Annotated in this window: 20 protein-coding genes and 2 pseudogenes; 11 read left to right on the forward strand and 11 right to left on the reverse strand. The window is 72.1% G+C overall.

Going from position 1 to position 21365, the window contains the following annotated elements:
- Positions 1 to 126: 126 nt before the first annotated feature.
- The 3 genes from CG736_RS02650 (at position 127) to CG736_RS02660 (ending at position 2225) form a co-directional block, all read left to right on the forward strand.
- Positions 127 to 987 carry a GNAT family N-acetyltransferase gene (locus CG736_RS02650; RefSeq protein ID WP_100584487.1) on the forward strand — a complete coding sequence of 287 codons (861 nt, stop codon included), beginning with the start codon at positions 127 to 129 and terminating at the stop codon, positions 985 to 987.
- Positions 984 to 1868 carry a 1-acyl-sn-glycerol-3-phosphate acyltransferase gene (locus CG736_RS02655; protein ID WP_100584488.1) on the forward strand — a complete coding sequence of 295 codons (885 nt, stop codon included), beginning with the start codon at positions 984 to 986 and terminating at the stop codon, positions 1866 to 1868. The genes CG736_RS02650 and CG736_RS02655 overlap by 4 nt, the downstream gene beginning before the upstream one ends.
- 90 nt (positions 1869 to 1958) lie before the next feature.
- A complete protein-coding gene (locus tag CG736_RS02660) occupies positions 1959 to 2225 on the forward strand; it encodes a metal-sensitive transcriptional regulator (protein ID WP_100584489.1) in 267 nt (88 codons plus the stop codon).
- Between the two features lie 7 nt (positions 2226 to 2232).
- Here the strand turns inward: CG736_RS02660 and CG736_RS02665 are convergent.
- The 4 genes and pseudogenes from CG736_RS02665 to CG736_RS37370 all read right to left on the reverse strand — a co-directional run bounded on the left by CG736_RS02665 (position 2233) and on the right by CG736_RS37370 (position 8256).
- A pseudogene (locus tag CG736_RS02665) lies at positions 2233 to 2881 on the reverse strand (IS5 family transposase).
- A gap of 182 nt (positions 2882 to 3063) precedes the next feature.
- Positions 3064 to 7440 (reverse strand): GDSL-type esterase/lipase family protein, encoded by a 4377-nt coding sequence (locus CG736_RS02670; RefSeq protein ID WP_157815367.1) that lies wholly within the window; start codon positions 7438 to 7440, stop codon positions 3064 to 3066.
- A 283-nt stretch (positions 7441 to 7723) separates the two neighbouring features.
- Positions 7724 to 7975 (reverse strand): hypothetical protein, encoded by a 252-nt coding sequence (locus tag CG736_RS38775; protein WP_369879860.1) that lies wholly within the window; start codon positions 7973 to 7975, stop codon positions 7724 to 7726.
- On the reverse strand, positions 7924 to 8256 hold the full coding sequence (locus CG736_RS37370) for a hypothetical protein (protein ID WP_369879872.1): 333 nt from the start codon (positions 8254 to 8256) through the stop codon (positions 7924 to 7926). The genes CG736_RS38775 and CG736_RS37370 overlap by 52 nt, the downstream gene beginning before the upstream one ends.
- A 39-nt stretch (positions 8257 to 8295) precedes the next feature.
- Between CG736_RS37370 and CG736_RS37375 the strand changes: the two are divergent.
- Positions 8296 to 8655, forward strand: a pseudogene (locus CG736_RS37375) (transposase); the annotation flags it as partial.
- 9 nt (positions 8656 to 8664) lie between these two features.
- Here CG736_RS37375 and CG736_RS02685 read toward each other — a convergent pair.
- Positions 8665 to 10320 (reverse strand): NaeI family type II restriction endonuclease, encoded by a 1656-nt coding sequence (locus CG736_RS02685; protein ID WP_100584493.1) that lies wholly within the window; start codon positions 10318 to 10320, stop codon positions 8665 to 8667.
- A gap of 128 nt (positions 10321 to 10448) precedes the next feature.
- On the opposite strand from CG736_RS02685, the gene CG736_RS02690 reads away from it, so the two are divergent.
- A complete protein-coding gene (locus CG736_RS02690; protein WP_157815368.1) occupies positions 10449 to 10697 on the forward strand; it encodes a hypothetical protein in 249 nt (82 codons plus the stop codon).
- A 39-nt stretch (positions 10698 to 10736) separates the two neighbouring features.
- Here CG736_RS02690 and CG736_RS02695 read toward each other — a convergent pair whose 3' ends face one another.
- On the reverse strand, positions 10737 to 11003 hold the full coding sequence (locus tag CG736_RS02695) for a metal-sensitive transcriptional regulator (protein WP_043911727.1): 267 nt from the start codon (positions 11001 to 11003) through the stop codon (positions 10737 to 10739).
- Positions 11004 to 11137: 134 nt separating this feature from the next.
- Positions 11138 to 12508 carry an MBL fold metallo-hydrolase gene (locus CG736_RS02700; protein ID WP_100584495.1) on the reverse strand — a complete coding sequence of 457 codons (1371 nt, stop codon included), beginning with the start codon at positions 12506 to 12508 and terminating at the stop codon, positions 11138 to 11140.
- Positions 12509 to 12838: 330 nt separating this feature from the next.
- On the opposite strand from CG736_RS02700, the gene CG736_RS02705 reads away from it, so the two are divergent.
- The 3 genes from CG736_RS02705 to CG736_RS02715 all read left to right on the forward strand — a co-directional run bounded on the left by CG736_RS02705 (position 12839) and on the right by CG736_RS02715 (position 14898).
- A complete protein-coding gene (locus CG736_RS02705) occupies positions 12839 to 13216 on the forward strand; it encodes a rhodanese-like domain-containing protein (protein WP_198520330.1) in 378 nt (125 codons plus the stop codon).
- Entirely contained in the window at positions 13213 to 14190 is a 978-nt protein-coding gene (locus CG736_RS02710) for a sulfite exporter TauE/SafE family protein (protein ID WP_100585018.1), read from the forward strand. Before CG736_RS02705 ends, CG736_RS02710 begins: the two co-directional genes overlap by 4 nt.
- Before the next feature lie 135 nt (positions 14191 to 14325).
- The gene (locus CG736_RS02715) at positions 14326 to 14898 is read left to right on the forward strand and encodes a rhodanese-like domain-containing protein (RefSeq protein WP_100584496.1); all 573 of its coding nucleotides are present in this window, start codon (positions 14326 to 14328) and stop codon (positions 14896 to 14898) included.
- A gap of 308 nt (positions 14899 to 15206) precedes the next feature.
- Here the strand turns inward: CG736_RS02715 and CG736_RS02720 are convergent, their stop codons facing one another.
- Positions 15207 to 15443 carry a hypothetical protein gene (locus tag CG736_RS02720; RefSeq protein WP_100584497.1) on the reverse strand — a complete coding sequence of 79 codons (237 nt, stop codon included), beginning with the start codon at positions 15441 to 15443 and terminating at the stop codon, positions 15207 to 15209.
- Positions 15444 to 15606: 163 nt separating this feature from the next.
- Positions 15607 to 16437 carry a pentapeptide repeat-containing protein gene (locus tag CG736_RS38510; protein WP_100584498.1) on the reverse strand — a complete coding sequence of 277 codons (831 nt, stop codon included), beginning with the start codon at positions 16435 to 16437 and terminating at the stop codon, positions 15607 to 15609.
- A gap of 276 nt (positions 16438 to 16713) precedes the next feature.
- Between CG736_RS38510 and CG736_RS02730 the strand changes: the two genes are divergently transcribed.
- Positions 16714 to 17136 (forward strand): avidin/streptavidin family protein, encoded by a 423-nt coding sequence (locus CG736_RS02730; protein ID WP_100584499.1) that lies wholly within the window; start codon positions 16714 to 16716, stop codon positions 17134 to 17136.
- 343 nt (positions 17137 to 17479) lie between these two features.
- Here CG736_RS02730 and CG736_RS02735 read toward each other — a convergent pair whose 3' ends face one another.
- A complete protein-coding gene (locus CG736_RS02735; RefSeq protein ID WP_369879862.1) occupies positions 17480 to 18094 on the reverse strand; it encodes a discoidin domain-containing protein in 615 nt (204 codons plus the stop codon).
- Positions 17977 to 18393 carry a hypothetical protein gene (locus tag CG736_RS35840; protein WP_157815369.1) on the reverse strand — a complete coding sequence of 139 codons (417 nt, stop codon included), beginning with the start codon at positions 18391 to 18393 and terminating at the stop codon, positions 17977 to 17979. Before CG736_RS35840 ends, CG736_RS02735 begins: the two co-directional genes overlap by 118 nt.
- Positions 18394 to 18845: 452 nt before the next feature.
- Here CG736_RS35840 and CG736_RS02745 point away from each other — a divergent pair, with 452 nt between their 5' ends.
- Positions 18846 to 20195: a glycosyltransferase family 1 protein gene (locus CG736_RS02745; RefSeq protein WP_100584500.1), complete on the forward strand. Its 1350-nt coding sequence runs from the start codon at positions 18846 to 18848 to the stop codon at positions 20193 to 20195.
- Positions 20192 to 21361: a glycosyltransferase gene (locus tag CG736_RS02750; RefSeq protein WP_100584501.1), complete on the forward strand. Its 1170-nt coding sequence runs from the start codon at positions 20192 to 20194 to the stop codon at positions 21359 to 21361. The genes CG736_RS02745 and CG736_RS02750 overlap by 4 nt, the downstream gene beginning before the upstream one ends.
- The last annotated feature ends 4 nt before the right edge of the window (positions 21362 to 21365 follow it).

The following is a 21365-nucleotide window of genomic DNA, read 5'->3' on the forward strand; positions in this document are numbered from 1 at the left end:
ATACCCATGCCGCTCGTGACCGGCTCCGCCCGACCGGTGGGCCGGGTGCGGGCGCAGTGTCGTCGCGTGTCGTCCCGTGCTGTTCGCCGCCACCGTATCGCGCCCCGAGACCCCGGAGAGTCCGCCATGACCACCGCTCCTGCCCGCCCCGTCCAGTCGTCCTCGGCCCCGGTGTCTGCCGCGGCCGACCAACAGCCCTCGTACCAGCTGGCGTTCGCACGGACCGCGGAGGAGGTGCGGGCCGCACAGCGGCTGCGCCACCAGGTGTTCGTGCAGGAGATGGGGGCGGTGCTGAACTCGCCGCTGCCCGGCCTGGACGCGGATCCGTTCGACGAGTTCTGCGACCACCTGCTGGTGCGCGAGCAGCAGAGCGGCGAGGTGGTCGGCACGTACCGGCTGCTGCGTCCCGAACAGGCGCGCCGGGCAGGCCGGTTGTACTCGGACACCGAGTTCGACCTGGCCCGGCTCGGCGGGCTGCGGGACGGCATGGTGGAGGTCGGCCGGTCCTGCATCGCCGAGGCGCACCGGGGCAACGGCGCGGTCATCAACCTGATGTGGGGCGGCATCGCCCGCTACATGACGGCCACCGGCAACGCGTGGCTGGCCGGCTGCTGCTCGGTCCCGCTGTCCGACGGCGGCGCGACCGCGGCCGGGGTGTGGGACGCGGTGTCCGCCAAGTACCTTGCGCCGAAGGAGTACCGGGTCACGCCGCTGCGCCCGTGGTCGGCGGACGGGGTGGCCCGGCAGGGGCGGACGCCGATCCCCGCGCTGCTGCGCGGCTACCTGCGCCTCGGCGCGTGGGTGTGCGGGGGGCCCGCGCACGACCCGGACTTCAACGTGGCGGACCTGTACGTGCTGCTGTCGCTGGAGCGGACCGACCCGCGCTACCTGCGGCACTTCCTGGCCGCGGGGGCGGACCTGCCGATCTCCGCCATCAACTCCCGTCACCTGGAGGGCACTTCGGATGAGGCGGCGACGGCGGCATGAGTGTCTGGCTGCCGACCGCGCCGTGCACGCCCGGTGACTGCGTGACGGTCGCCGGGCCGCGGGCGGGTGTGGCGCGCCGGGTGCTGCGGGTGACCGGCTGTCTGGCGGTGCTGCTCGTCGGCGTCGCGGCGGTGCCCGTGGTGCGGATGCTGCGGTGGCTGCCGGCCGAGCGGCTGGTGCGCTGCTGGGCGTGGCTGCTGCTGGCCGCGCTCGGGGTGCGGGTGCGGCCGATCGCCGTGCCGGGCAAGGAGGTCGGCGGCTCGCTGGTGGTGTCCAACCACATCTCGTGGCTGGACATCCTGCTGGTCGCCGCCGTCCGCCCCGGCCGCATGCTGGCCAAGACCGAGGTCGGCCGCTGGCCGCTGCTCGGCCCGCTCACGGCCTGGGGCGGCACCATTTTCATCGACCGGGACCGCCTGCGGGCCCTGCCCGGGACGGTCGAGCAGATCGCGACGGCGCTGCGCCGCGGCGAGCGGGTGGTCGTCTTCCCCGAGGGCAGCACCTGGTGCGGGCGCGGCGGCGGCCGGTTCCGCCCCGCGCTGTTCGAGGCGGCGGTGCGCGCCGACGTCCCCGTCCAGCCGGTGACGCTGCGCTACCGGACGGCGGACGGCCCGAGCACCGTGCCGGCGTTCGTCGGCGAGGACGGGCTGCTGCCTTCGCTGTGGCGGGTGGTGTCGGTGCGCGGTCTGGTCGGCGAGGTCGAGTTCCTGCCGCAGCTGCCGCCCGTGCTGTTCCCGGGCCGACGCCACCTGGCGGCCGCCGCCCAGCGGGTGGTGGAGCGGGGCCGCCACCTGGACCGGCTCGCCCATCCGTCGGAGCCGCCGGTCCGCGTCCCCGGCCGCCGGGAGGTTCCGCGGTCCCGGGTGGACGCCGCGCGCTGACCCCGGCGGCCCACGCGCGACGGCGACGGCAGGTACGACCGTACGGCTCCCGTATGATCGGGCGAGTTCTGAGAAGGCGAGGAGTGCTCCATGCAGGTGGACGAGGAGGCCGTCGGCGCGGTGCTGAACCGACTGCGCCGAGCCCAGGGCCAACTGACCGGTGTGATCGCGATGATCGAGGCCGGCCGAGACTGCAAGGACGTGGTCACCCAACTCGCCGCAGTCTCACGCGCCCTCGACCGCGCCGGCTTCAAGATCCTGGCGAGCGGCATGCGGCAGTGCCTCGCGTCCACGGACGAGAACACGCCGCCGATGACCGAGGCGGAGCTGGAGAAGCTGTTCCTCACCCTGGCGTAGCGGGGCCTTACCGATCGTTTCGGAACGAGGTTCGGAGCTCGCGCAGGCAGACGGTGCTGCAGGCGAGTTGGAGCAGGCCCGGGTGGAGGTCGGCGCGTATCTCGTAGCGGATCCGCAGACGCTTGAACCGGTGGAGCCAGGCGAAGGTTTGCTCCACCACCCAGCGGGTCTTCCCGGGTCCGGAGCCATGGGCGACGCCGCGTCGGGCGATCCTCGGCGTGATGCCGCGTCGGGCGATCCTCGGCGTGATGCCGCGACGACGAAGGACGCGGCGGTACTTGTCGTAGTCGTGGCCGCGGTCGGCGAACAGCCGACGGGGCCGGCCCCGCAGGCCCCGAATCGCCGGGATCAGGTCCAGCAGCGGCAGCAGCTGCGTGACGTCGTGCCGGTTCCCGCCGGTCGGTGTGTCGGCGAGCGGAACGCCGTGGCAATCGACGACCAGGTGGTGCTTGCTGCCCGGCCTGCCCCGGTCGACCGGCGAAGGCCCGCTGTGCACCCCCCCGTTGAGTGCCCTGACGTGCGCGCCGTCGACCGCGCAGCCGTCCATCTCCAGCAGGTACGCGATCCCGCGAAGCGCCGCACGGTCGTCCGCCGGAAGCCGGCCAGGACAGACAGCGGCGGCGCCGCAGCGCACGCGGCGGCAACAACGGAGCCAGCCGCTCCTCGGCACTGCCGCTGGTGTGAGCCTCGGTCGGGCCGTGGGGCCCCTTGCTGCACCTGCACCACGGCCTGACCGGCCTGGGGCGCTGAGACTTTCAGCCGGGGTTGTCGTCGGCGGCCGAAGGCCGTGCCGCCCGATCGGACGGCGGCACGGCCTTCGGTTGCGGGTCGGTGACGGTCAGCGTCGGAAGGACCTCAGGAAGAGGGAGTCCCCGCTGTCCTGGTAGGTGTTGTTGACGCCCAGTCCTGAGGTGTAGCTGCCGTTCTCGTAGCCGGCCCAGTCCTGGATGGGGTTGGTGTCGATGGGCGGCAAGCTGCCGGTTCCGTAGTCGAGGTGTTTGAAGGAGCGCGGGGAGTCCTCGGCGGAGCCGAACTGGTAGGCACGGCCGCGGGTGGAGTAGGGCTGGTAGAGCGCGTAGGGGCCGTTCTTGGTGGTCTGTTTGGTCAGGCTGTTGTTGAAGAAGACGTTCTGAGGGCCGCTGGAGCCGGACCACTTGACGGCCTTGTTGCCGGCGCTCCAGTAGATCGGCCACCAGGTGCCCTTGTCGCCGACGCCTCCTTCACCGCCGCAGTTGGCGCTGCAGTTGCTGGAGGAGTGGTTGTAGGGGACGTGGACGGTGTTGTTGTCGAAGAGGTTGCGGCGTTCCCAGCCGCCGTGCAGGTTGAGGTCGGAGTCGAAGTCGTTGGCGAAGGCGACGTTCCCGGACGAGGACCACTGGAAGGTGAAGTGGCGCAGGTTGCGGGTGGTGTTGAAGGCGTAGAGGGAGTCCCAGACCCGGGAGCCGCGCAGGTATCCGTTGCCTCCCTTGCCCTTGTTCCAGGCGCCGTCGAAGTAGTTGTTCTCGATCTGGAGGTTCTTGGCGACCTCGGTGACGACGGGGTGGGAGCCGGTCATCTCGCCCCTGATTCCGCGGACCCAGCTGTTGGCCGCCCATTTGAAGACGATGCCGTGCATGGCGGCGTCGGGGGCGAGGTTGCCGTAGTTGTGGGTGGCGCAGTTGGGGGTCAGGTCGACGCACTGGGCGGTCAGGCCGTCCATCTGCTGGGTGAAGGTGAAGTCCTCGAACCCGACGTCCGTGATCATCTTGAGCGGGGTGACCTTGCTGGGGTAGGCGGACCCCCCTGGGGTGATGGGCGCGGAGCCGTCGGAGACGGAGTTCACGGGGACGTCGAACTCCAGCGGCTTGTCGATGGTGACGGTGCGTCGGGTGCTGTCGACGGAGGAGATGGTGAAGACCTGCTGGCGCATGTGCAGGTCCTCCAGGCTGCCCAGTTGCCCGGCGGTGTCGATCTGCTGGCTCTGGTAGAACTTCATGCTGTTGGCCGCCCCGACCCACAGGTAGCCGCCCGGCTTGAAGACGGACATGTCGGCGGCGCCGTTGAGTTGGATGGTGCGGTCGCCCTCCCGTGCGGCGTATCCGGGGGTGGAGGTGTTCTCGGCGAGGGTGACGCCCGATTCCCAGTGCTGGTTGATCGATCCTTCGAACAGGTCCCGGCGGTTCTCCGGGATCGCGGAGATGTTGCCGCACATGCGCTGGTGCTTGGCCGACACCTCGCGGGTCTGCACGCGGAACAGGCCGCGTCCGGGCCAGATCCAGCCGCCGGTGCCGGTGATGGAGCCGATCGTGCCCTGGCATACGTAGCGCATCGTGTCCTGGTCCCAGCGGCTGCCCTGGTAGAGGGTGTCGTACCTGGTCGCGCTGTCCGGCCGGAACACGATCTTGGTGCCGCTGTCGGCTTTCGTGCCCTGGCCGCGGATGACGAGGTAGGAGGCGTCGACGGCCAGTTGCTTGCTGACCTCCAGGGTGCCCTTGGGCAGTTCGATCGAGGAGAGCTTGGTGGGCGAGGCGTTGGGGGTGCAGGTGGTGCGGATGTCGTCGATGGCCTTCTGGATGCCGGCGGTGTCGTCCTGGCCGTCGTCGGCCTTCACGTTGTAGCGGTCGGCCAGGACCTGGGGAGTGATCTTGCAGCGCGGGTCGTTGGAGCGCTCCGCGGGGCCGGGCAGCCGTTGCCCGCCCCGGTAGCCGGCCTTGCTCCAGTCCGGCAGGTCACCGCCCAGACCGGTGCGGCGGTTGCCCTTGGCCAGGACCTGGCTGGTGTCGTCCAGGCCGCCGGGAGAGGAGCCCGCACTGCCGGTGCAGCGTGAGGTGACCGGTCCGGTGTCGGGGTCGGCGAGGATCTTGGTGAGGCAGGCGGAGAGGGCCTGCTGGCCGAAGTAGTTGGGGTGGATCGCCTCCTGCTGGTGGCCCTGGGCCGTCCACGGGATGTCCGTGTCGATCAGGTAGGGGACCCAGCGGATCCATTCGGCCTGTGCGGCGTCCAGGGGCGCGGTCGAGTTGTTGGCCGAGGTGGCCGACTGGGCGGAGGTGGAGCACAGTTCGTGCCCGGCGAAGGCCTCCTGGAGGTCCAGGAAGGAGACGTTGGTCCGGGTGGCGGCCCGGCCCAGCATCGCGGTGATGTTCGCCATCACGTGGTCACGGGCCCAGTCGCTGTCCTTGTCGAGGAACGGGCAGCCGCCCTTGGTGTAACGCCCGTACTTTTCGAACGGGTTGAGGGAGTTCTCCGGGTAGCGGTACTCGGAGCTCTTGGGCAGCGGGTTCGGGTAGGACTGGAGCACGATGCGGTAGCTGTCGTCGGACTGCCCGGAGTCGCGCAGGACGTCACGGATCCCGGTCAGGCTCTTGACCACGTCCTCCTCGACCGCGCCCAACGCCGCGTCGAAGTCGGCCTGCTTGACGGCCCGGCAGCCGTTGTTGTTCACGGCCGGGGCGAGGTAGGCCTTGACGCACTCCTTCACGATGTCGGAGAACCGGAGGTCGTTGCCGCCGATCGACAGCACCACGGTGGAGACGTCACGTGCGCCGGAGAGGTCGCGCAGCTGCTCGATCTGCGGGCGCTCCCCCTTGAACGTGGCGGTCAGGACGCTGGCCGTGGTCGCTCCGGAACAGGCCAGGTTGACCCGGTCGACAGTCTCCGCGCCGGGCACGGCCGCACCGTTGATCTCGGCGGAGTCCGACCGGTCGCACGCCGCGTCGGGCTTGGCAGCGTAGGAGGTGTCGCCGTACACCCGGGTGAGGTCGTGGGTGCAGCTGCTCTCGCCGGCGTTGCAGGCCACGGCGGAGCGGTCGGTGCCCCACACCGAGCCGTCGGCGGAGGCGTCCGCGTTGCCGGCCCACCGGCCGGCCTCGCCGGAGATGTAGCTGTCACCCATCGACACCACCGTCGGTACCGCTGTGCAGGGATCGGGCTCCGGGCCGGGGAAGGGCGTCTGCCCGTCGGACAGGACGGAAACGTTCAGCGCCGAGGCCACCGCCACGCTGCCGGCCGAGGACGGTGGGCAACCCTTGAACAACCTCGTCTTCCACTTCCAGGTGGGAGTCGTACCCTGAGACACCGCGCGAAGTTCCGAACCGAAATTCTGATTCTCCGGGGCGATCGTGAATCCCTCGGGGTTGACCAACTGTCCGGAATCACTGTCGAAACGCCAGAGCTGGCTCTCCTTCTGGCCCGTCTGGCAATTCTTGTGGACGATCTTTCCGGTGCCGTCGGGAGCGATCGTGAGACATTTCAGGGATCTCGCGAGCAGGAGCAGTGAGTATTTCTTCCCGCTGATGTCGATCGCTCCGAACGGTGACAGGACCTGGCTCCCGTTCTTCGCCCGGATGTTCTGCAGGACGAACGGGGCGTCCTCGCCGATGCTGTCGTCCTCCAGCCGGGCCTGGTCGACGCCGATCGTCCAGGAGGCGGAGTTCTCCGAGGTCCCACCCGTCAGCCAGTACGGGACTCCCGGATCGGCTCCGGCCTGGAGGCCGCCGAAGAACACCGGATAGTGGTCGCTGTCGTGACTGGTGTCGGCCCGACCGACGATGTTCCAGTCGCTGAACTGCTGTGAGGCGACCATGTAGTCGTACCGCCCGCCGGTCCGGAAGGTGCGGACACCGGGGGCGGTGGAGTGCGTCAGGCTGTTCGCGGGGAGATCGGCCATGGTTCCCGGCTCGCGGTTGTAGTCACCCAGGACCGCCCATCGCCCCGCGCTCAGGGTTCCCGCCCGCCCTGCGACCGCGTTGACGAACTCGCTCCCGTTGGCCCCGCCGGGGGAGATCGCATGAATGGAGCCGAAGGTCATGGCATCGGCGCCGGTGCCGTCGACGATGACGAGCCCGGGGCGCGTATTGGCGAATTGCGTCTCGACGATTTCCACGTTTTCCGGCCGACGGTGCGTCATGAATCCGAGCCGGTACATCTGCGGCCGGAGACTGTCCTCGACATAGGTGAGGTAGATGTCCGAACGGTAGCCCAGCCGGGGAGTCAGCCTCTTCCTCTCGATCCGGTAGCTGGTGCCCGGCACCAGAATTTCTCCGTCGTTCACCACGTTTGCGGCCGAGATCGCGGCCATCGGCATTTCCTGCAACGCCACGATGTCGTACCTGAGGGCGTAGTTGTAGGCGTTCTGCCAGGCCTTCGGCGTATGGGCCATGTTCCAGGTCATCACCCGCTGCTCTCCGGGAACAACCGCGTGCGCGGGCTGGGCCAGGCCCACCAGGAAGCCGCTCATCAAGGCTGCGACGAGACCCAGCGACAGGAGTCGCCACAGGGTCAGAAATGGAACAACGGAAGGTTTTTGACGGATCATTCGAATGTCATCCTAGGTTTTCGAATTATCTGGACCCCCGATCCGGCCCCGCCCTTCCTGCCCGCCCTGCCCGAACACGTCGGCGCTCCGGTGGTGCCTCGACCGCGGGAGCCACAGTCTGTCGGGAGCCGGTTGCGTTCTGGCTGCGTTCGGCTAACGCGCCCGCCGCGCAGGCCCCGGTGAGACTTTTCACCTGGGTTTGCCATCACTTGATGGGTCCGAACTGGGCCGAGAGGGCATTCGATGAGAGCAGTTCGCGCTTTATGCCCTGATAAGTTCCTCGCCAGGTCGGTGCAGTTTCGTCCGTTGTGCGCTTGGCGAGGTTGTCGATCGAGGCGATGTGGATCACGGCCTCGGGGTCGGCCGGGAGGGTTTCGCAGTCGCGGGCGAGCCGGCGGCACCGCATTATCCACCCGAGGCTTCGTTCGACGACCCATCGCCTTTCACCACGCGAAATCCGGGGACTTCGGACTTTCGGTGAACGACCTCGACGTCGATGCCCAGGCTTGCGCCGTACTCGATCACGGCGTTCTTCAAGCCGGTGTCGACCCAGCTTTCAGAGATACTGGGACAGGTTTTCTCGGCCCGGTCGAGCAGGAGAATTCCCAGGGCTTTTTCGGAGAGGCTCGCGGCGGTGACGGTCACGGCGAGGACGAGTCCGACGGTGTCGGCGAGAATACCGCGCTTGCGGCCGACGATCTTCTCCGCGGCGTCCGTTCCCCGGCTGGTCAGGGGCACGTCGGGAGGTCTTCACGCGCTGGGTGTCGATGCGCGACATCCGGTGCCGACGTCCATCACAGCCAGGCCCTGATCCCACCGACCGATGCCGTCCCGCCCATCCGATCGCGCTGCGGCCCCGGACGACGCAGGCCCGGCAAACTCCACGGCGACAAAGCCCACGATCACCGATTCATCCGCGCCCACCTGCGGCGACGCCGGATCCCGGCGCGCATCGCCCGCCGAGGCGTCGACTCCTCCCAACGCCTCGGCCGACACCGATGGGTGATCGAGCGCACCGTCGCCCGGCTCGGCGGCTTCCGCCGGCTCCACCGCCGCTACGAACGCAATGGCGAGCACGTCGCCGCGTTCGCCAGCATCGCCGCAGCAGCCGTCTGCCTCCGGAGAATCCCCGAATGAGATGGCCGCCTATTGGAAGTCGAGCCCCACCGGGAGGGACTCCACCGGGTCCCCCGACCGCGCGACGCACCACTGCTCCCCGGCCAGTTCCACCGACGGGACCGGACCATGGTCGGGGCGCAGACGCACCAGGCGGACGGCGAGGAACTCGCGGCGCGACGGCAGTGGAAGACGGAGCGTGGAAGCGAGCCCGTTGCGGGCCCTGCGGTAGTCCAGCACCGCGATCCCTTCGGGAGCGAGTCGTTCGCCGGCTTCGATCACTCGATTCAGAATGAACTCCGTGCGGACGATCGCTATCACTACCCTCCGATCGATCGGCCGGATTTGAACGGTTCGGAACAACTGATCCAGCCGACGGCTGCTCGAACCTGCGACGCTGATCGCACGACGCTCCTCCGCCGTCATGGAGCCCAGGAGGTCCGCCGGCAGGTCGATCCGGTGGTGCAGCCAGTGGATGTCCGATCGGCCGGCCGTGTTCTCGGGAGTCGCGCGCACCACCCCGATCCGCCACCAGCCGCCCTTCTCGTTGACCTCGACCAGCAGGAAGATGTCGTTCGACTCGCCGGGCGCGACGGTCCACGCCGGCACCAGGGCGAACCGGACGCGCACTTCTTGACCGGCCACGACGAGCCCTGAGGCCGGCCCGTCCGAGAATCTCAGCGCGTGCTGCAGGTGAATCGTCACGATCGCCGTCAGCGAGGCGAGTTCGACGGCGGAGAGCTGGTCGAGTCGGACCCGTCCGGTCCGTGCCGGGTCGATCACCTGCTCCACTGCCTGGGTGACGGCGTTCACGATGTACTCGCCGTTGCGGCCCCGCGCCCGCAGATCGTCGATCACGCGGCGCAGGTCCTCGTCGTCGCCGTCGTAAGGAACGGACGCGATGCCGGGCACCGGCGCGTCGGCGCGCAGCAGTTGTTCCTCCGGCTCGTCGTCGGCCGTCTCCTCCGCGGCCTCCAACCGGTTCTCCAGCTCGGTGCAGCGCCGCTCGGCCTCCACCGCGCGCGACTCGGTGTCCGCCAGTTCGCACGTCAGCTTCTCCAGCAGCGCCCGGAGTTGATCGCGCTCCGCCCGCAGCCGCTCGAAGTCGTCCGACCGCTCGGTGAGTTCGGCCCGGTGGGCGATCCGGTCGGCGGCGGCCGAGGCTTCGACGGCGCGGATCCTGGCGTCCCGGTCCTCGATCTGCTGGTTGGCGGTGATGACCATGTCGCGCAGGAGGCGCTGTTCCTGCTGGAGCAGCCCGTTCTGCCGTTCCGCGTCGGCGAGTTCGTCGCGCAGGCGCTGCAGCTGGGCGCCCTTGGGGTTGGCGACGGTGAGGGCCGTCCGGTGCAGGCCGCGGACCAATTCACACACGGCGGGGGTCAGTTCGACCCCGAGGGCGCGGTCGCCGTCGGCGATCAGTTGCTCGACGAAGTCGGCGGGCGGGACCGCGATTCCGCTGAAGAAGCGGGACAGCGAGGAGCGGTCCCAGGTCACCCGGGCCGCGTAGCGGGTCAGCGAGATGCCGAGGCGATGGGCCAATTCGCGCAGTGCGAGGGCGAGTTGGTAGCGCTCATCGCCCACGGCGGCCCGGTCGAGGTCCTTCTGGAAGACCATCGCGCGCGGCCCTTCGTACTGCCGCACCAACTCGCCGACCACGATCTCGGGTTGGCTGCCGTCCCGCTCCACCGCACACTCCCCCACCGGCCGGGCGCACCGTTGCGGGCAACTCGCAACGGTGTGCGCGTGCGGCAACGCTCGGCCGCCCGCAATGATCCAGGCGGTAGATCACCGACTGACCCTGGAGGGGAAATTCTATGCCGCGACGTCCGTCGCCCCGGCCGTCTCTCGCCCGCGCGGCCACCGGGATCGGGGTGGTCGGCGGGTCGACCGGGCTGGGTGTGGTGGCCGGTGCGCCCTGGTGGGCGATGCTCGCCTGCCAGGGCACGGCACTGCTGGTGGCCGCCCTCCACCTGGTGTTCCCGCAGGACTCGGCGGACCGGCTGGAGTGGTGGCGCCTGTGGTGGGCTCGCGGGGCCGCGCCGACGCACGACCCGGCCCCGTGAGCCCCGTGAGCCCCGTGAGGGCCTCGTTGAGCGTCTCGCTCAGGCGAGCGTGAGGAAGAGCTTCTCCAGCTCCGCCTCGCTCATCGGCGCGCCGCCCTCCTCGGCCTCGGCCATGCACTGGCGCATGCCGCTGGCGACGATCTTGAAGCCGGCCCGGTCCAGGGCGCGGGAGACGGCGGCGAGCTGGGTGACGACGTCCTTGCAGTCGCGACCGGCTTCGATCATGGCGATGACGCCGGCCAGTTGGCCCTGGGCTCGGCGCAGCCGGTTCAGTACGGCGCCGACGGCCGCCTCGTCCACCTGCATCGGGTCTCCTCCTCGTACTGGGCCTTGCTCCGGCGGGTGCCGAGAGCGGGGCCGGTCATACCCCCACCGGTATCAACCGGGGCGGCGGGCGGGGAATTCCCGCCCACCGGTCGGGGTCGTGCGGTCATGGCTGATCAGACTGCGGATTCCCACGCGCCGTAGCCGCCGAGCAGGTCGGAGGTCTGCGGGTGGCCGTGGTGGCGCAGCAGGCTGGCGGCGATGGACGAGCGGTGGCCGCCGGCGCAGTGCACGACGACGGCGCGGTCCTGCGGTATCTCGGCGAGGCGCTTCGGGAGCTCGGCCAGCGGGATGTGCGCCGAGCCGGGGATCAGCCCGCCCTCGCGCTCCGCTCCGCCGCGCACGTCGATCACCAACGGCGGCTCGCTGCCCGCGAGTTCGTCGCGCAGGTCGGCGACGGTACGGCGGGCGGCCTGGCGCATCTGGTCGGGCACCGAGCGGAACGTCGTCTCGGGGTCGGCGAGGTGGCCGGCGACCCGGTCGAAGCCGATCCGGGCGAGGCGGGTGACGGTCTCCTGCTCGCGGCCCTCGGGAGCGACCACCAGCAGCTGCCAGCTCGGGTCCAGCACAGTGCCGGACTGCTCGGCGAAGCGCCCGTCGGCGGGGACGTTGACGGCCCCGGCCAGGTGTCCGGCGGCGAAGTCGAGCGGGTCGCGGGCGTCGACCACGACGGCGCCCTCGGCGCGGCGGGCGAGGAAGGTCTCGGCGTCCAGCGGGGTGGCGAGCGCGGCGGCGTCGAACAGCTCGCGCTCGCGCCGGTTGAGGTCGGCGTCGTAGCCGAAGTAGCCGGGGGCGGCGGGCTGGCCGGCGGTGACGATGGCGACGAACTCGCCCTCGGTCATCGGCGCGCACGCGTAGTTGGTGGCGCGCTGCTGCCCGATGGTCGACTGGAGCTCGGTGGACAGGTTCTTTCCGCAGGCGGAGCCCGCGCCGTGCGCGGGGTAGACCCGGACCTCGTCGGGCAGTGCCATCAGCTTGTGCTGGACGCTGTCGTACAGCATCCGGCCGAGCTCGTCGGCGGTGACGCCGGCGGAGGCGAGCAGGTCGGGGCGGCCGACGTCGCCGATGAACAGGGCGTCGCCGGTGAGCACGCCGTACGGGACGGCGTCCCCGGCGCGCTCGCGCACCAGCACGCTGATCGACTCAGGGGTGTGGCCGGGCGTCTCCAGGATCTCCAGCTCCACCGTGCCGAGGCTGATCCGCTCGCCCTCGGCGAGCTTGCGGACGGGGAACTCGGTCTCGGCGCGGCGGCCGTAGCCGATCCAGGCGCCGGTGCGGGCGGCGAGTTCGAGGTGGCCGGAGAGGAAGTCGGCGTGGAAGTGGGTGTTGATGACGCCCTCGACCGTGAAGCCGCGCGCTTCGGCCTCGGCCAGGTACTCGTCCACGTCACGGCGCGGGTCGACCACCACGGCGCGGCCGGTGGTCTCGTCCGCGATCAGGTACGAGGCCTGGGAGAGGCAGTCGAGGTAGTACTGGGCGAAGAACACGGATGTCCTCATCTCTGCGTCGGCCGGTCACGGCTGGAGGGTGGAGGTGCGGGCGCGGGTACGGCTTCGAGTACGGGCGCGGATCCGCATGCGGGTGCGGGTACGGGGCCGATACGCCCCACGCCCGGGCCCGCCGATACCCCCATGGGTATTATTGCAGGCAGTTCTCGACTGTAGCGGATCCCGGGAGATACCGGTGGGGGTATATGCTCGATCCCAACGATATACCCCCTCCGGTATCTTTCTCGGAGCGGCTCGCCGCCCCGAGGTACCGCCGGACCTCGCACGACCCCCGAACGCACCACCCTCACCACCGCCCAGGAGGACCCCGTGGCCACGTCCCACCAGCCGCCCGCTCCCGCGCAGATCGACCCCGCCGAGGCGCACCGCCTGGCCGCCGCCGGCGAGGCGCTGCTGCTCGACGTCCGCGAGCCCGCGGAGTACGCGGAGGTGCACGCGCCCGACGCGGTCCTCCTCCCGCTCGGCAGCCTGGACGGTTTCGTCGCCCCCGAGGGCCGCACCGGCGCGGGCGGCGACGGCCCGCTGGTCCTGGCGCTGTGCCGCTCCGGGAACCGTTCGCAGGTGGCCACCGACGTGCTGAACGCGCGCGGCGTGCGGACGGTCAACGTGGTGGGCGGAATGCGCGCCTGGCTGCAGGCGGGTCTTCCGTCGCACCAGGGCGCGTGTTCCTGCGGCGCCGCGATATGACCGCCGTCCTCCTTGCCCTGATCGCCGGCGCGGTGGTCGGGCTGGCCCTCGGCGGACTCGGCGGCGGCGGCAGCATGCTGGCCGTCCCCGCGCTGATCTACCTGCTCGGCCTCACCCCCGGCACCGCGACCACCGCCAGCCTGCTGATCGTCGCCGTGACCTCCCTCACCGGACTGGTCGCGCACGCCCGGGCGGGCCGCGTCCGTTGGCGCAGCGGGCTGCTGTTCGGCGCCGCCGGACTTCCGTTCGCCGCGCTCGGCGGCGCGCTCTCCCGCCACCTGCCCGGCCCGGCGCTAACCGCCGCGTTCGCGCTGCTCGCCGGCCTGGCCGCCTGGCGGATGCTGTCCTCCGGTCGCGCGTCGCGCAGCCGCCGGGTCGCGGGATCGGCTCCGATCCCCGCGCAGCAGGCGGCGCCCGTGCCCGCCGGGGCACCGGCGCACGCGCAGCTGTCCCACGGCGGGACGGGTGCCGCGGCGCAGGTGACCGCCGACGGCCTGCCGGGTGCGGTCCGGGTCGCGGAACCGCAGAGGGAAAACGCTTTCCCTCCGCCCTCCGAGCACCCCGGTGCCGCCACCGCCACGGACCTCGACGACGCCTCGCCGGCTCCGGCGTCCGCGCGGCGCTCCGCGCTGGCGGGCGCGGGGCTGGGCGCGGCGACCGGTGTGCTGGGAGTCGGCGGCGGGTTCCTCGCCGTACCCGCGCTGGTGTCGTTCCTGGCGTTCCCGATGGCCGAGGCGATCGGCACCAGCCTGCTGGTGATCGTGCTCAACTCGCTGTCCGCGCTGCTGCCCCGGCTCGGCGGCGCCGCCGACATCCCGTGGTCCGTGGTCGGCCCGTTCGCGGCCGCCGCTGTCCTCGGCGCGTGGGACGGCAAGCGGCTGGCGTCGAAGCTGTCGGGACGCACCCTGCAGCGGATCTTCGCCACGGCCCTGCTGGCGGTGGCCGCCCTGATGCTGGTGGACGCGGTGTTCTGACCGCCGGGTCCACAGCCCTGCGGCAGGCGCAGCACGCCACCTGCCCCGCGCAGCCCGCCTGCGCACTACGATCCACTTCCCCGCCCGGCGGCAACCGCTTGCCGGGGCACTCCTGCCCGAAAGGCCCCACACTCCATGACCACGCCCCTGACCGTCGACCAGCTCCAGCCCAGGCTTCAGCAGCTGACCGTCATCGACGTGCGGTCGCCCGGCGAGTTCGCCGGCGGCCACATTCCCGGCGCCCACAACGTGCCGCTGGACCAGCTGTCCCAGGCGCTGCCCGCGCTGCGGGCCGCCGCCGCGCGCGGCGAGCTGGCGATCACCTGCGCCTCGGGCGCCCGGGCCGGCAACGCCTGCGAGCAGCTGTCCGCCGCCGGCATCTCGGCCCTGCTGATCTCCGGCGGCACCGCCGCCTGGACGGCCGGCGGCCACCAGCTGAACAAGGTGCCCGGCCAGAAGGTCCGCTGGGCCATGGACCGCCAGGTCCGCATGGTCGCGGGCTCGCTGGTGCTGGCCGGTGTCGTCGTCGACGTGGCCGTGCCCGGCGTGCGCTGGGTGTCGGCCGCGGTCGGCTTCGGCCTGCTGTTCTCGGCGGCCACCAACACCTGCGCGATGGGCGCGATGCTCGGCAAGCTGCCGTACAACCGTCCGCGCAACTCCGGCGCCGCGTTCGAGGCGACGCTCGCCGAGCTGCACGGCGGCAAGTGACTCCTGACTCGGCCGCCGTCGAAGCGCCGACCGGCCTCCGGCCCGGACCCGGGTTCGCCCGGCGGTGAGTGAACTCGGCCCTCGGTGCCGCCCGTCGTCGTGACGGGACGTCGGCACCGAGGGCCTACGCGTGCATCGGTCGTGGGCACCGGACCTCGACTCGCCGGTGCCGTCCGGCAGTCGGCGCGCCCTGCGATCGAGGCCCTGCGGTCAACGCCCGGCGATCAGGGCCGGGCAGTCAGCGCCCTGCGGTCAACGCTTGGCGATCAGGGCCGGGCAGTCAGCGCCCTGCGGTCAACGTTTGGCAGTCAGTGCCCGGTCGGGGTGCAGGAGCCGGCGGGTGCGGTGGGCGCCGCGGGTGCCGCCGGTGTGGCAGGTGCTGCGGTGTCGTGGTGTCCGGCCAGCCAGAATCCGATCAGCAGGCCGACGATGCCGACCACCTTGTGGCGGTTGCGTTTCCACCACGAGGGCGTACCGGCGGCCATGAACCGGAGGTTGGTGAAGTCCGGATGTGCAGTGGGCGGGGCGTCTTTGAACAGTCCCATCGCGGATGATCCTCCTCTCGCGTCGGGGAGGTCATGACCATACGCGCGCATCGCACGGGACGCAGTCCATTAATCCCGTTTCCGGGGTACCCGCGCGCCCCTCGCGCCCCCTGCGACCCGCCACGCCCGTCCACCCTCAGGCCGGACCGGGCCGGGCCCGGCGTCACCAGTGCGCGGGCCGGGCCAGTCCGGTGCCGATGCGGGTGGTGGAGTCGCCCTTGGCGGCGTTGAGTTGGGACTGCGTCAGGAACAGCGCGTCGGTCAGGTCCGCGCCGCGCAGGTCGGCGTCACGCAGGTCCGCGCCGATCAGGTCGGCGCTGCGCAGGTCGGCCCCGGACAGGTCGGCGGCGATCAGGTAGGCGCCGCGCAGGTTCGCCCCGCGCAGGTCGGCGCCCTTCAGCCGGGCCCCGATCAGGTCCGCGCCGCGGTGGTTGCGCTTCTTGCCGGGCAGCGCATTGCGGGTCAACTCACTTGCCTTCAGCAGGAGTTCGCTGGTCTCGGCGCGGATCGCGGGGACGTCGGCGGCGACCAGGGCGGCGGCGTCCCGGCGGGTCAGCTCGTCGATCGCGTCGCTCGCGCGGCGGAGTTCCGCGTGCACCGGACGGGCCCGCGGGAACTCCATCGCCTCGGTCAAGTACCAGAGCAGTTCGTGGAGTTGACGCATCACCGGGAACACTTCGAACATCTGCCGGGCGGTGTCCGGGTCGTCCCGCCAGCTGCGCCCGTCGAAGGTGTGCTGCGAGATCTTCTGGCCGGCGCCGAGGCAGTCGAAGACGGTGCAGCCCTGGTAGCCGCGGTCGCGCAGCTTGACGTGGATCCCGCACCGGTAGTCGGCGTCGAGGTTGCTGCAGGGGGTGCCCGCGTTCTTGTTGGCCGCGAAGTCCGCGGACTTCGCGAAGGGCAGGGCGACGCAGCACAACCCGAAGCAGGAGGAGCAGTCGGCGAGCAGGTCGAGGCGACGGCCGGTCGGGGCGGGGTGCTGCTGGTCGGTCACGGTGCGGGGTCTCCTGCGGAGCGGGGGCGACGGGCCCGGGTCGGTTCCGTCCGGCCACCATTGTCCCCGGTCGCGGGGGTGCCCCGTCCCCGGGGCACTCCGGGCCGCGAGGCCCCTTCCCGGGGACGCGCCGGTGCCAGGGCGTCCGCAGCTCGGGTCATCCGTCGGGCGACGTCCGCGCGTCGCCGCCGCCCGGGCGGCCGGGGGCGGCACAGTGGTGGCTGGCGCGTCCGGGCCGGACGCGGTGGCGGCCGGCAGGGCGGCGGGAGGAGCAGCGTGGGCATCACCGGCGACTGGTACAGCGAACTGGGTTCGCACATGCGGTTGGTGGCGGGCCCGGACGGGTCACTGACCGGGGCGTACGTCTCGGCGACGGGCCGGGCGAGCGGCGCGTATCCGCTGGTGGGACGCCTGGTGGCACCGGCGCAGCCCGGGCACGGGACGGCGGTGGGCTGGACGGTGGCGTGGCACAACGACAGCGGCGACGCCGGCTCGGTGACCTCGTGGAGCGGCCAGTACCAGCAGAACGGGGCGGAGTGGATCTCGGCCGCCTGGCTGTTGACGCGGTCCGCGGAGGCCCCGGACGAGTGGGAGTCGACGGTGGTCGGGCACGACCTGTTCACTCGGCAGGAGCCCGATCCGGCCCGTCTGGAGGAGGTGCGGCGGCTGGCGCGCCCACTGCCGCATCCGAAACCCTGAGCACGGCCGGCCGGGCCGGCGCCGGCGCCCGTGGTAGCACCCTCCGCCAGGCCGGCGCCGCCGCCCGCGGTAGCACCCTCCGCCGGTACAGCGCCGCGACCCGCGGTAGTGGCCGTCGTCCGAGCCCGGGCCGAGTCGGGTGGCGTGCCGGCGCGGTCGCGCCTTATGGTCATCGGGCCCATGGTGCTTACCAGCTTTGGGAATTGGCCCGGTTGCCGTGCGGTGGCACCTGCTCACGCGGGTCCGCGACAGCGGGCGGCCGCCGGGCCCGCTCAGGACGACCCCGCGCCCGCCCCTTCCCGTGTGGCGGGTCGGGGCGGGCGCGGGGCGGACGGGCCCGCGGCTACGGAACGGGCGTTCCGGTGGCGGTGATCTCTGCGGCGCTGGTCCACGGGCCCCGGTTCCCGGCTTCGCCGAGGGCTCGCAGGCGCACGTAACGCCCGTTCTTCGGCTTGAAGTTGACGGTTTTGGCGGCGGCGGCGGTGTCGGCGAACGTGCCGGTGGCCACAGGGGTGCCCCAGCTGCCGGTGCTGTCCGAGACGTAGATCTCGTAGCCGCCGATCCGGCCGTTGACGCCGCCGTCCTGGCGGGGCAGACAGGTAGCATCGAACCGGCTTTCGTTGTGGGTGAGTTGGGTGGGCGCGTCGAAGTTGTAGCTGCCGGGGGCCCAGGTGTTGCGCAGCACGCCGTAGCCGTTGGTGGACAGGTAGAACGGGGCGGGGCTGGCGTTGCTGTTCTCGGTCCACTGGTTGGAGACGGCGACCGGCACGGTCTTGTCGCGCAGCGCCCACTCGCCCAGGTGCAGGCCGGTGCCGTAGAACTGCTCGTCCGCGCCTCGGTTCAGGTACTGGGTGGTCTGGCTGGTGGTCCAACTGGTGGGCTGGGACTCGGCCCAGAGCAGTGTGGTGTTGTCGGCGCGGTAGAGCGCGAAGGTGAGCGGGGTCTTGTTGATCCGCAGGGCGATCGCGGGGGTGTCGATGCGCCGTACGTTCCGGCGTCGGAGAGGGTGGCCCCGACGCTGCCGAAGGCGGTGGTGACGGCGAGGTCGCTGCCGGCCGGGTCGTTGGTGAACGCGCCGTTCGGAGAGAGCCAGATCCGGAAGATGTCGGCGCGGGCCAGCTGGATCCGGGCGGCGGCCCCGCCGGACGTGGCGACGGTGAAGGTGTCGCCGGAGTGCGTGACGCCGGTGGCGTTGCCGGCGGTGGTGGCGCGGGCGGCGGTGGCCGGGCCGACCACGACGAACAGTGTCGCCAGCATCAGCAGCACGAGCGTGGTCGCGGTGGGGCGTCGGCCGGCGCCGGCCGGGCCTCCGCGCCTTCGTGGCCGTCCTGGGCCGGGGAGCGAGGTCCGTGGGGCGGAACGCATCGGGATTCCTCCTGAGCGAGCGGAGACGGACGGTGGACAGTGCGTCGTCGGGCCGGAACGGAGGGGTGGGGGTGCGCCAAGTCGCTTGCGGAGCCGTGTGGTTGAACGGTGGGCCGATCCGGCGAGTTGAGCGGTGCACATCGCAGCAACAACCCGGCATGGCGTCAAGCGTTCGTTCAATCCATGTTCTGCGCAGTTTTGCGCAAACAGCGCAGACCGTTTGCGCGAATCGCCGCGGCGGCGAGCAATCGGGCCACCCGGGTGTGCGGAAATGGCGGCAGACGTTCGCCTGCGCGAAAGATCCCTTTGTCCGGGCGCATGCCCGGCTTGGCCAGAACGTTGGCATGCGAGTCGCCATCGTCACCGAATCCTTCCCGCCCGAGGTCAACGGCGTGGCCCACAGCGTGCTGCGGGCCGCCGAACACCTCGTCCGGCGGGGTCACCAGCCACTGGTGATCACGCCCGCGCCGGCCCGGGGCGCGCACTGCCCGCCGCAGTCCTTCGGCCCGGACCGGGAACCGCTGCCGGTGGTGCGCATTCCGTCCGTTCCGCTGCCCCGCTACCCGCAGGTGCGCATCGCGCTGCCCAGCCGCCGGCTGGCCGCCGCGCTGACCGCCCACCGGCCGGACGTGGTGCACCTGGCCAGTCCGTTCATCCTCGGCGCGCGCGCGGCCAGGATCACCGAGCGCCTCGACCTGCCGACGGTGGCCGTCTACCAGACCGACCTGGCCGGGTACGCGCAGGCGTACCGGATGGGCCGCGGGCTGGGCTCGGCGCTCGCCTGGGCGCGGATCCGCTCCGTGCACCGCTCCGCCGCGCGCAACCTCGCCCCGTCCACCCCGGCCGCCCAGGACCTGACCGCGCACGGCGTGCGCAACGTCCGGATCTGGGCGCGCGGCGTCGACTCGGCGCGGTTCCACCCCGACCACCGGGACGAGGCGCTGCACCGCTCCCTGGCCCCCGGCGGCGAGGTGCTGGTCGGCTACGTCGGACGGCTCGCCCCGGAGAAGCGGGTCGACCTGCTCGCCGAGGCCTCGCGACTGCCCGGGGTGCGGGTGGTGGTGATCGGCGACGGGCCGAGCGCCCCCGCGCTGAAGGCCGCGATGCCCGGCGCGGTGTTCCTCGGCCGCCGCACGGGCGCCGAACTCGCCCGCTGCTTCGCCTCGTTGGACGTGTTCGTGCACACCGGCCCGCTGGAGACCTTCTGCCAGACCATCCAGGAGGCGATGGCCAGTGGCGTCCCCGTGGTCGCGCCGGCCGTCGGCGGCCCGCTCGACCTGGTCGGCCACCACCGCACCGGCCTGCTGGTCGCCCCCCGGGACGCCGGGGCCGTCGCCCGGGCCGTCGCCACGCTGGCGGCCGCCCCCGACCTCCGCACCCGCTACGGCGCGGCCGGCCGCGCCGACGTCACCGACCGCACCTGGGAGGCCGTCGGCGACCAGCTCGTCCAGCACTACCAGGACGTCCTCGCCGAACACCGCACCCGGTCCGGCGCCGCGTCCTCCCCGACCAACCGGAAAACGCTTTCCGATTCCGTCGCCGCCGCCCCCGTGTCGACCTCGGCCGCCGCGGACGGGTCGGCGGCCGCAGCACCGATACCGACGCCCCGTCAGCCCGAGGCGGCGCCCGCCCTGGCCGCTCCGTCCGCTGCGGCCGCCCCCGCCGGTGAGCTGGTCGAGGAGCAGCCGGCGTGAACGGAGAACTGCGAATCGTCCGGGTGGCGAACTTCGTCACCCCGGTGTCCGGCGGCCTGCGCACCGCACTCCGACACCTCGGCGCGGGCTACCTGGCGGCGGGCCACCAACCGGTGCTGGTCGTCCCCGGGGAGCGCCGCAGCGACGAGTGGACCGAGCAGGGCCGGGTCATCACCCTGCCCGGGCCCCGGGTGCCGGGCAGCGGCGGCTACCGGGTGCTCCGGGACCGCCGTCAAGTGGCGTCGGTGTTGGCCGAGTTGGCCCCGGACCGCCTGGAGGTGTCGGACCGCACCACGCTGCGTTGGACGGGCACCTGGGCGAAGGCGCACGGGGTGCGGTCGATGATGGTCTCGCACGAGAGCGCCACCGGCGTGCTCGGCACCTGGGGCCTGCCCGGGCACACGGCGCGCGGCCTCGCCGACCGGCTCAACTCCCGTACCGCGCAGACCTATGACACGGTGCTGTGCACGACGGCGTGGGCGGCCGAGGAATTCGAACGGATCGGCGCGGGCAACGTCGTCCAGGCCCCGCTGGGAGTCGACCTGACGACCATGCACCCCGCCCGCCACGACCCCGAACTCCGGGCGCGGCTGGCCGATCCCGGGCAGGTGCTGCTGGTGATGTGCTCGCGGCTGTCGGGCGAGAAGCGGCCGGAGCGGGCGATCGAGGCGCTGGCGGAGCTGCGCCGCCACCACCGTGTCCCGGCGGTGCTGGCCGTCGCCGGGACGGGCCCGCTGCTCCACCGGCTGGAGCGCCAGGCCGCCGAGTTGCGGCTGCCCGTGACCTTCCTCGGCCACCTGGCCGAACGCGCCGAGGTGGCGGCCCTGCTGGCGACGGCGGACGCGGTGATCGCACCGGGCCCGGTGGAGACCTTCGGCCTGGCCGCGCTCGAAACACTGGCCTGCGGCACCCCGGTCGCAGTGAGCCGCTCCTCCGCGCTCCCCCAGGTGGTCGGCCGGGCGGGCCTCGCCGCCACCGACACCGGCAGCGGATTCGCCGACGCGGTACGCCAGTTGCTCGACCGCCCCGAGGCCGAGCGGCGGGCCGCCGCCCGTGCCCGGGCCGAGGAGTTCGGCTGGGACGCCGCCGTCACCGCCTTCCTCGCCGCCCACCACGCGCCACTCCCCTCCCCCGCCGGGCCCGCCGTCCGACACCGCACCCCGTAGCGGC

This window comes from Kitasatospora sp. CB02891 (assembly GCF_002803145.1).
Classification (GTDB): Bacteria; Actinomycetota; Actinomycetes; order Streptomycetales; family Streptomycetaceae; genus Kitasatospora; species Kitasatospora griseola.

What these genes read in the sequence shown, in the direction of transcription:
- CG736_RS02650 (WP_100584487.1), top strand. Translation starts at nt 127, where the DNA reads ATGACCACCGCTCCTGCCCGCCCCGTCCAGTCGTCCTCGGCCCCGGTG.
- CG736_RS02720 (WP_100584497.1), bottom strand. Translation starts at nt 15,443, where the DNA reads ATGGGACTGTTCAAAGACGCCCCGCCCACTGCACATCCGGACTTCACC.
- CG736_RS02745 (WP_100584500.1), top strand. Translation starts at nt 18,846, where the DNA reads ATGCGAGTCGCCATCGTCACCGAATCCTTCCCGCCCGAGGTCAACGGC.
- CG736_RS02695 (WP_043911727.1), bottom strand. Translation starts at nt 11,003, where the DNA reads ATGCAGGTGGACGAGGCGGCCGTCGGCGCCGTACTGAACCGGCTGCGC.
- CG736_RS02715 (WP_100584496.1), top strand. Translation starts at nt 14,326, where the DNA reads ATGACCACGCCCCTGACCGTCGACCAGCTCCAGCCCAGGCTTCAGCAG.
- CG736_RS35840 (WP_157815369.1), bottom strand. Translation starts at nt 18,393, where the DNA reads ATGCTGGCGACACTGTTCGTCGTGGTCGGCCCGGCCACCGCCGCCCGC.
- CG736_RS02670 (WP_157815367.1), bottom strand. Translation starts at nt 7,440, where the DNA reads ATGAGCGGCTTCCTGGTGGGCCTGGCCCAGCCCGCGCACGCGGTTGTT.
- CG736_RS02655 (WP_100584488.1), top strand. Translation starts at nt 984, where the DNA reads ATGAGTGTCTGGCTGCCGACCGCGCCGTGCACGCCCGGTGACTGCGTG.
- CG736_RS02660 (WP_100584489.1), top strand. Translation starts at nt 1,959, where the DNA reads ATGCAGGTGGACGAGGAGGCCGTCGGCGCGGTGCTGAACCGACTGCGC.
- CG736_RS02710 (WP_100585018.1), top strand. Translation starts at nt 13,213, where the DNA reads ATGACCGCCGTCCTCCTTGCCCTGATCGCCGGCGCGGTGGTCGGGCTG.
- CG736_RS02690 (WP_157815368.1), top strand. Translation starts at nt 10,449, where the DNA reads ATGCCGCGACGTCCGTCGCCCCGGCCGTCTCTCGCCCGCGCGGCCACC.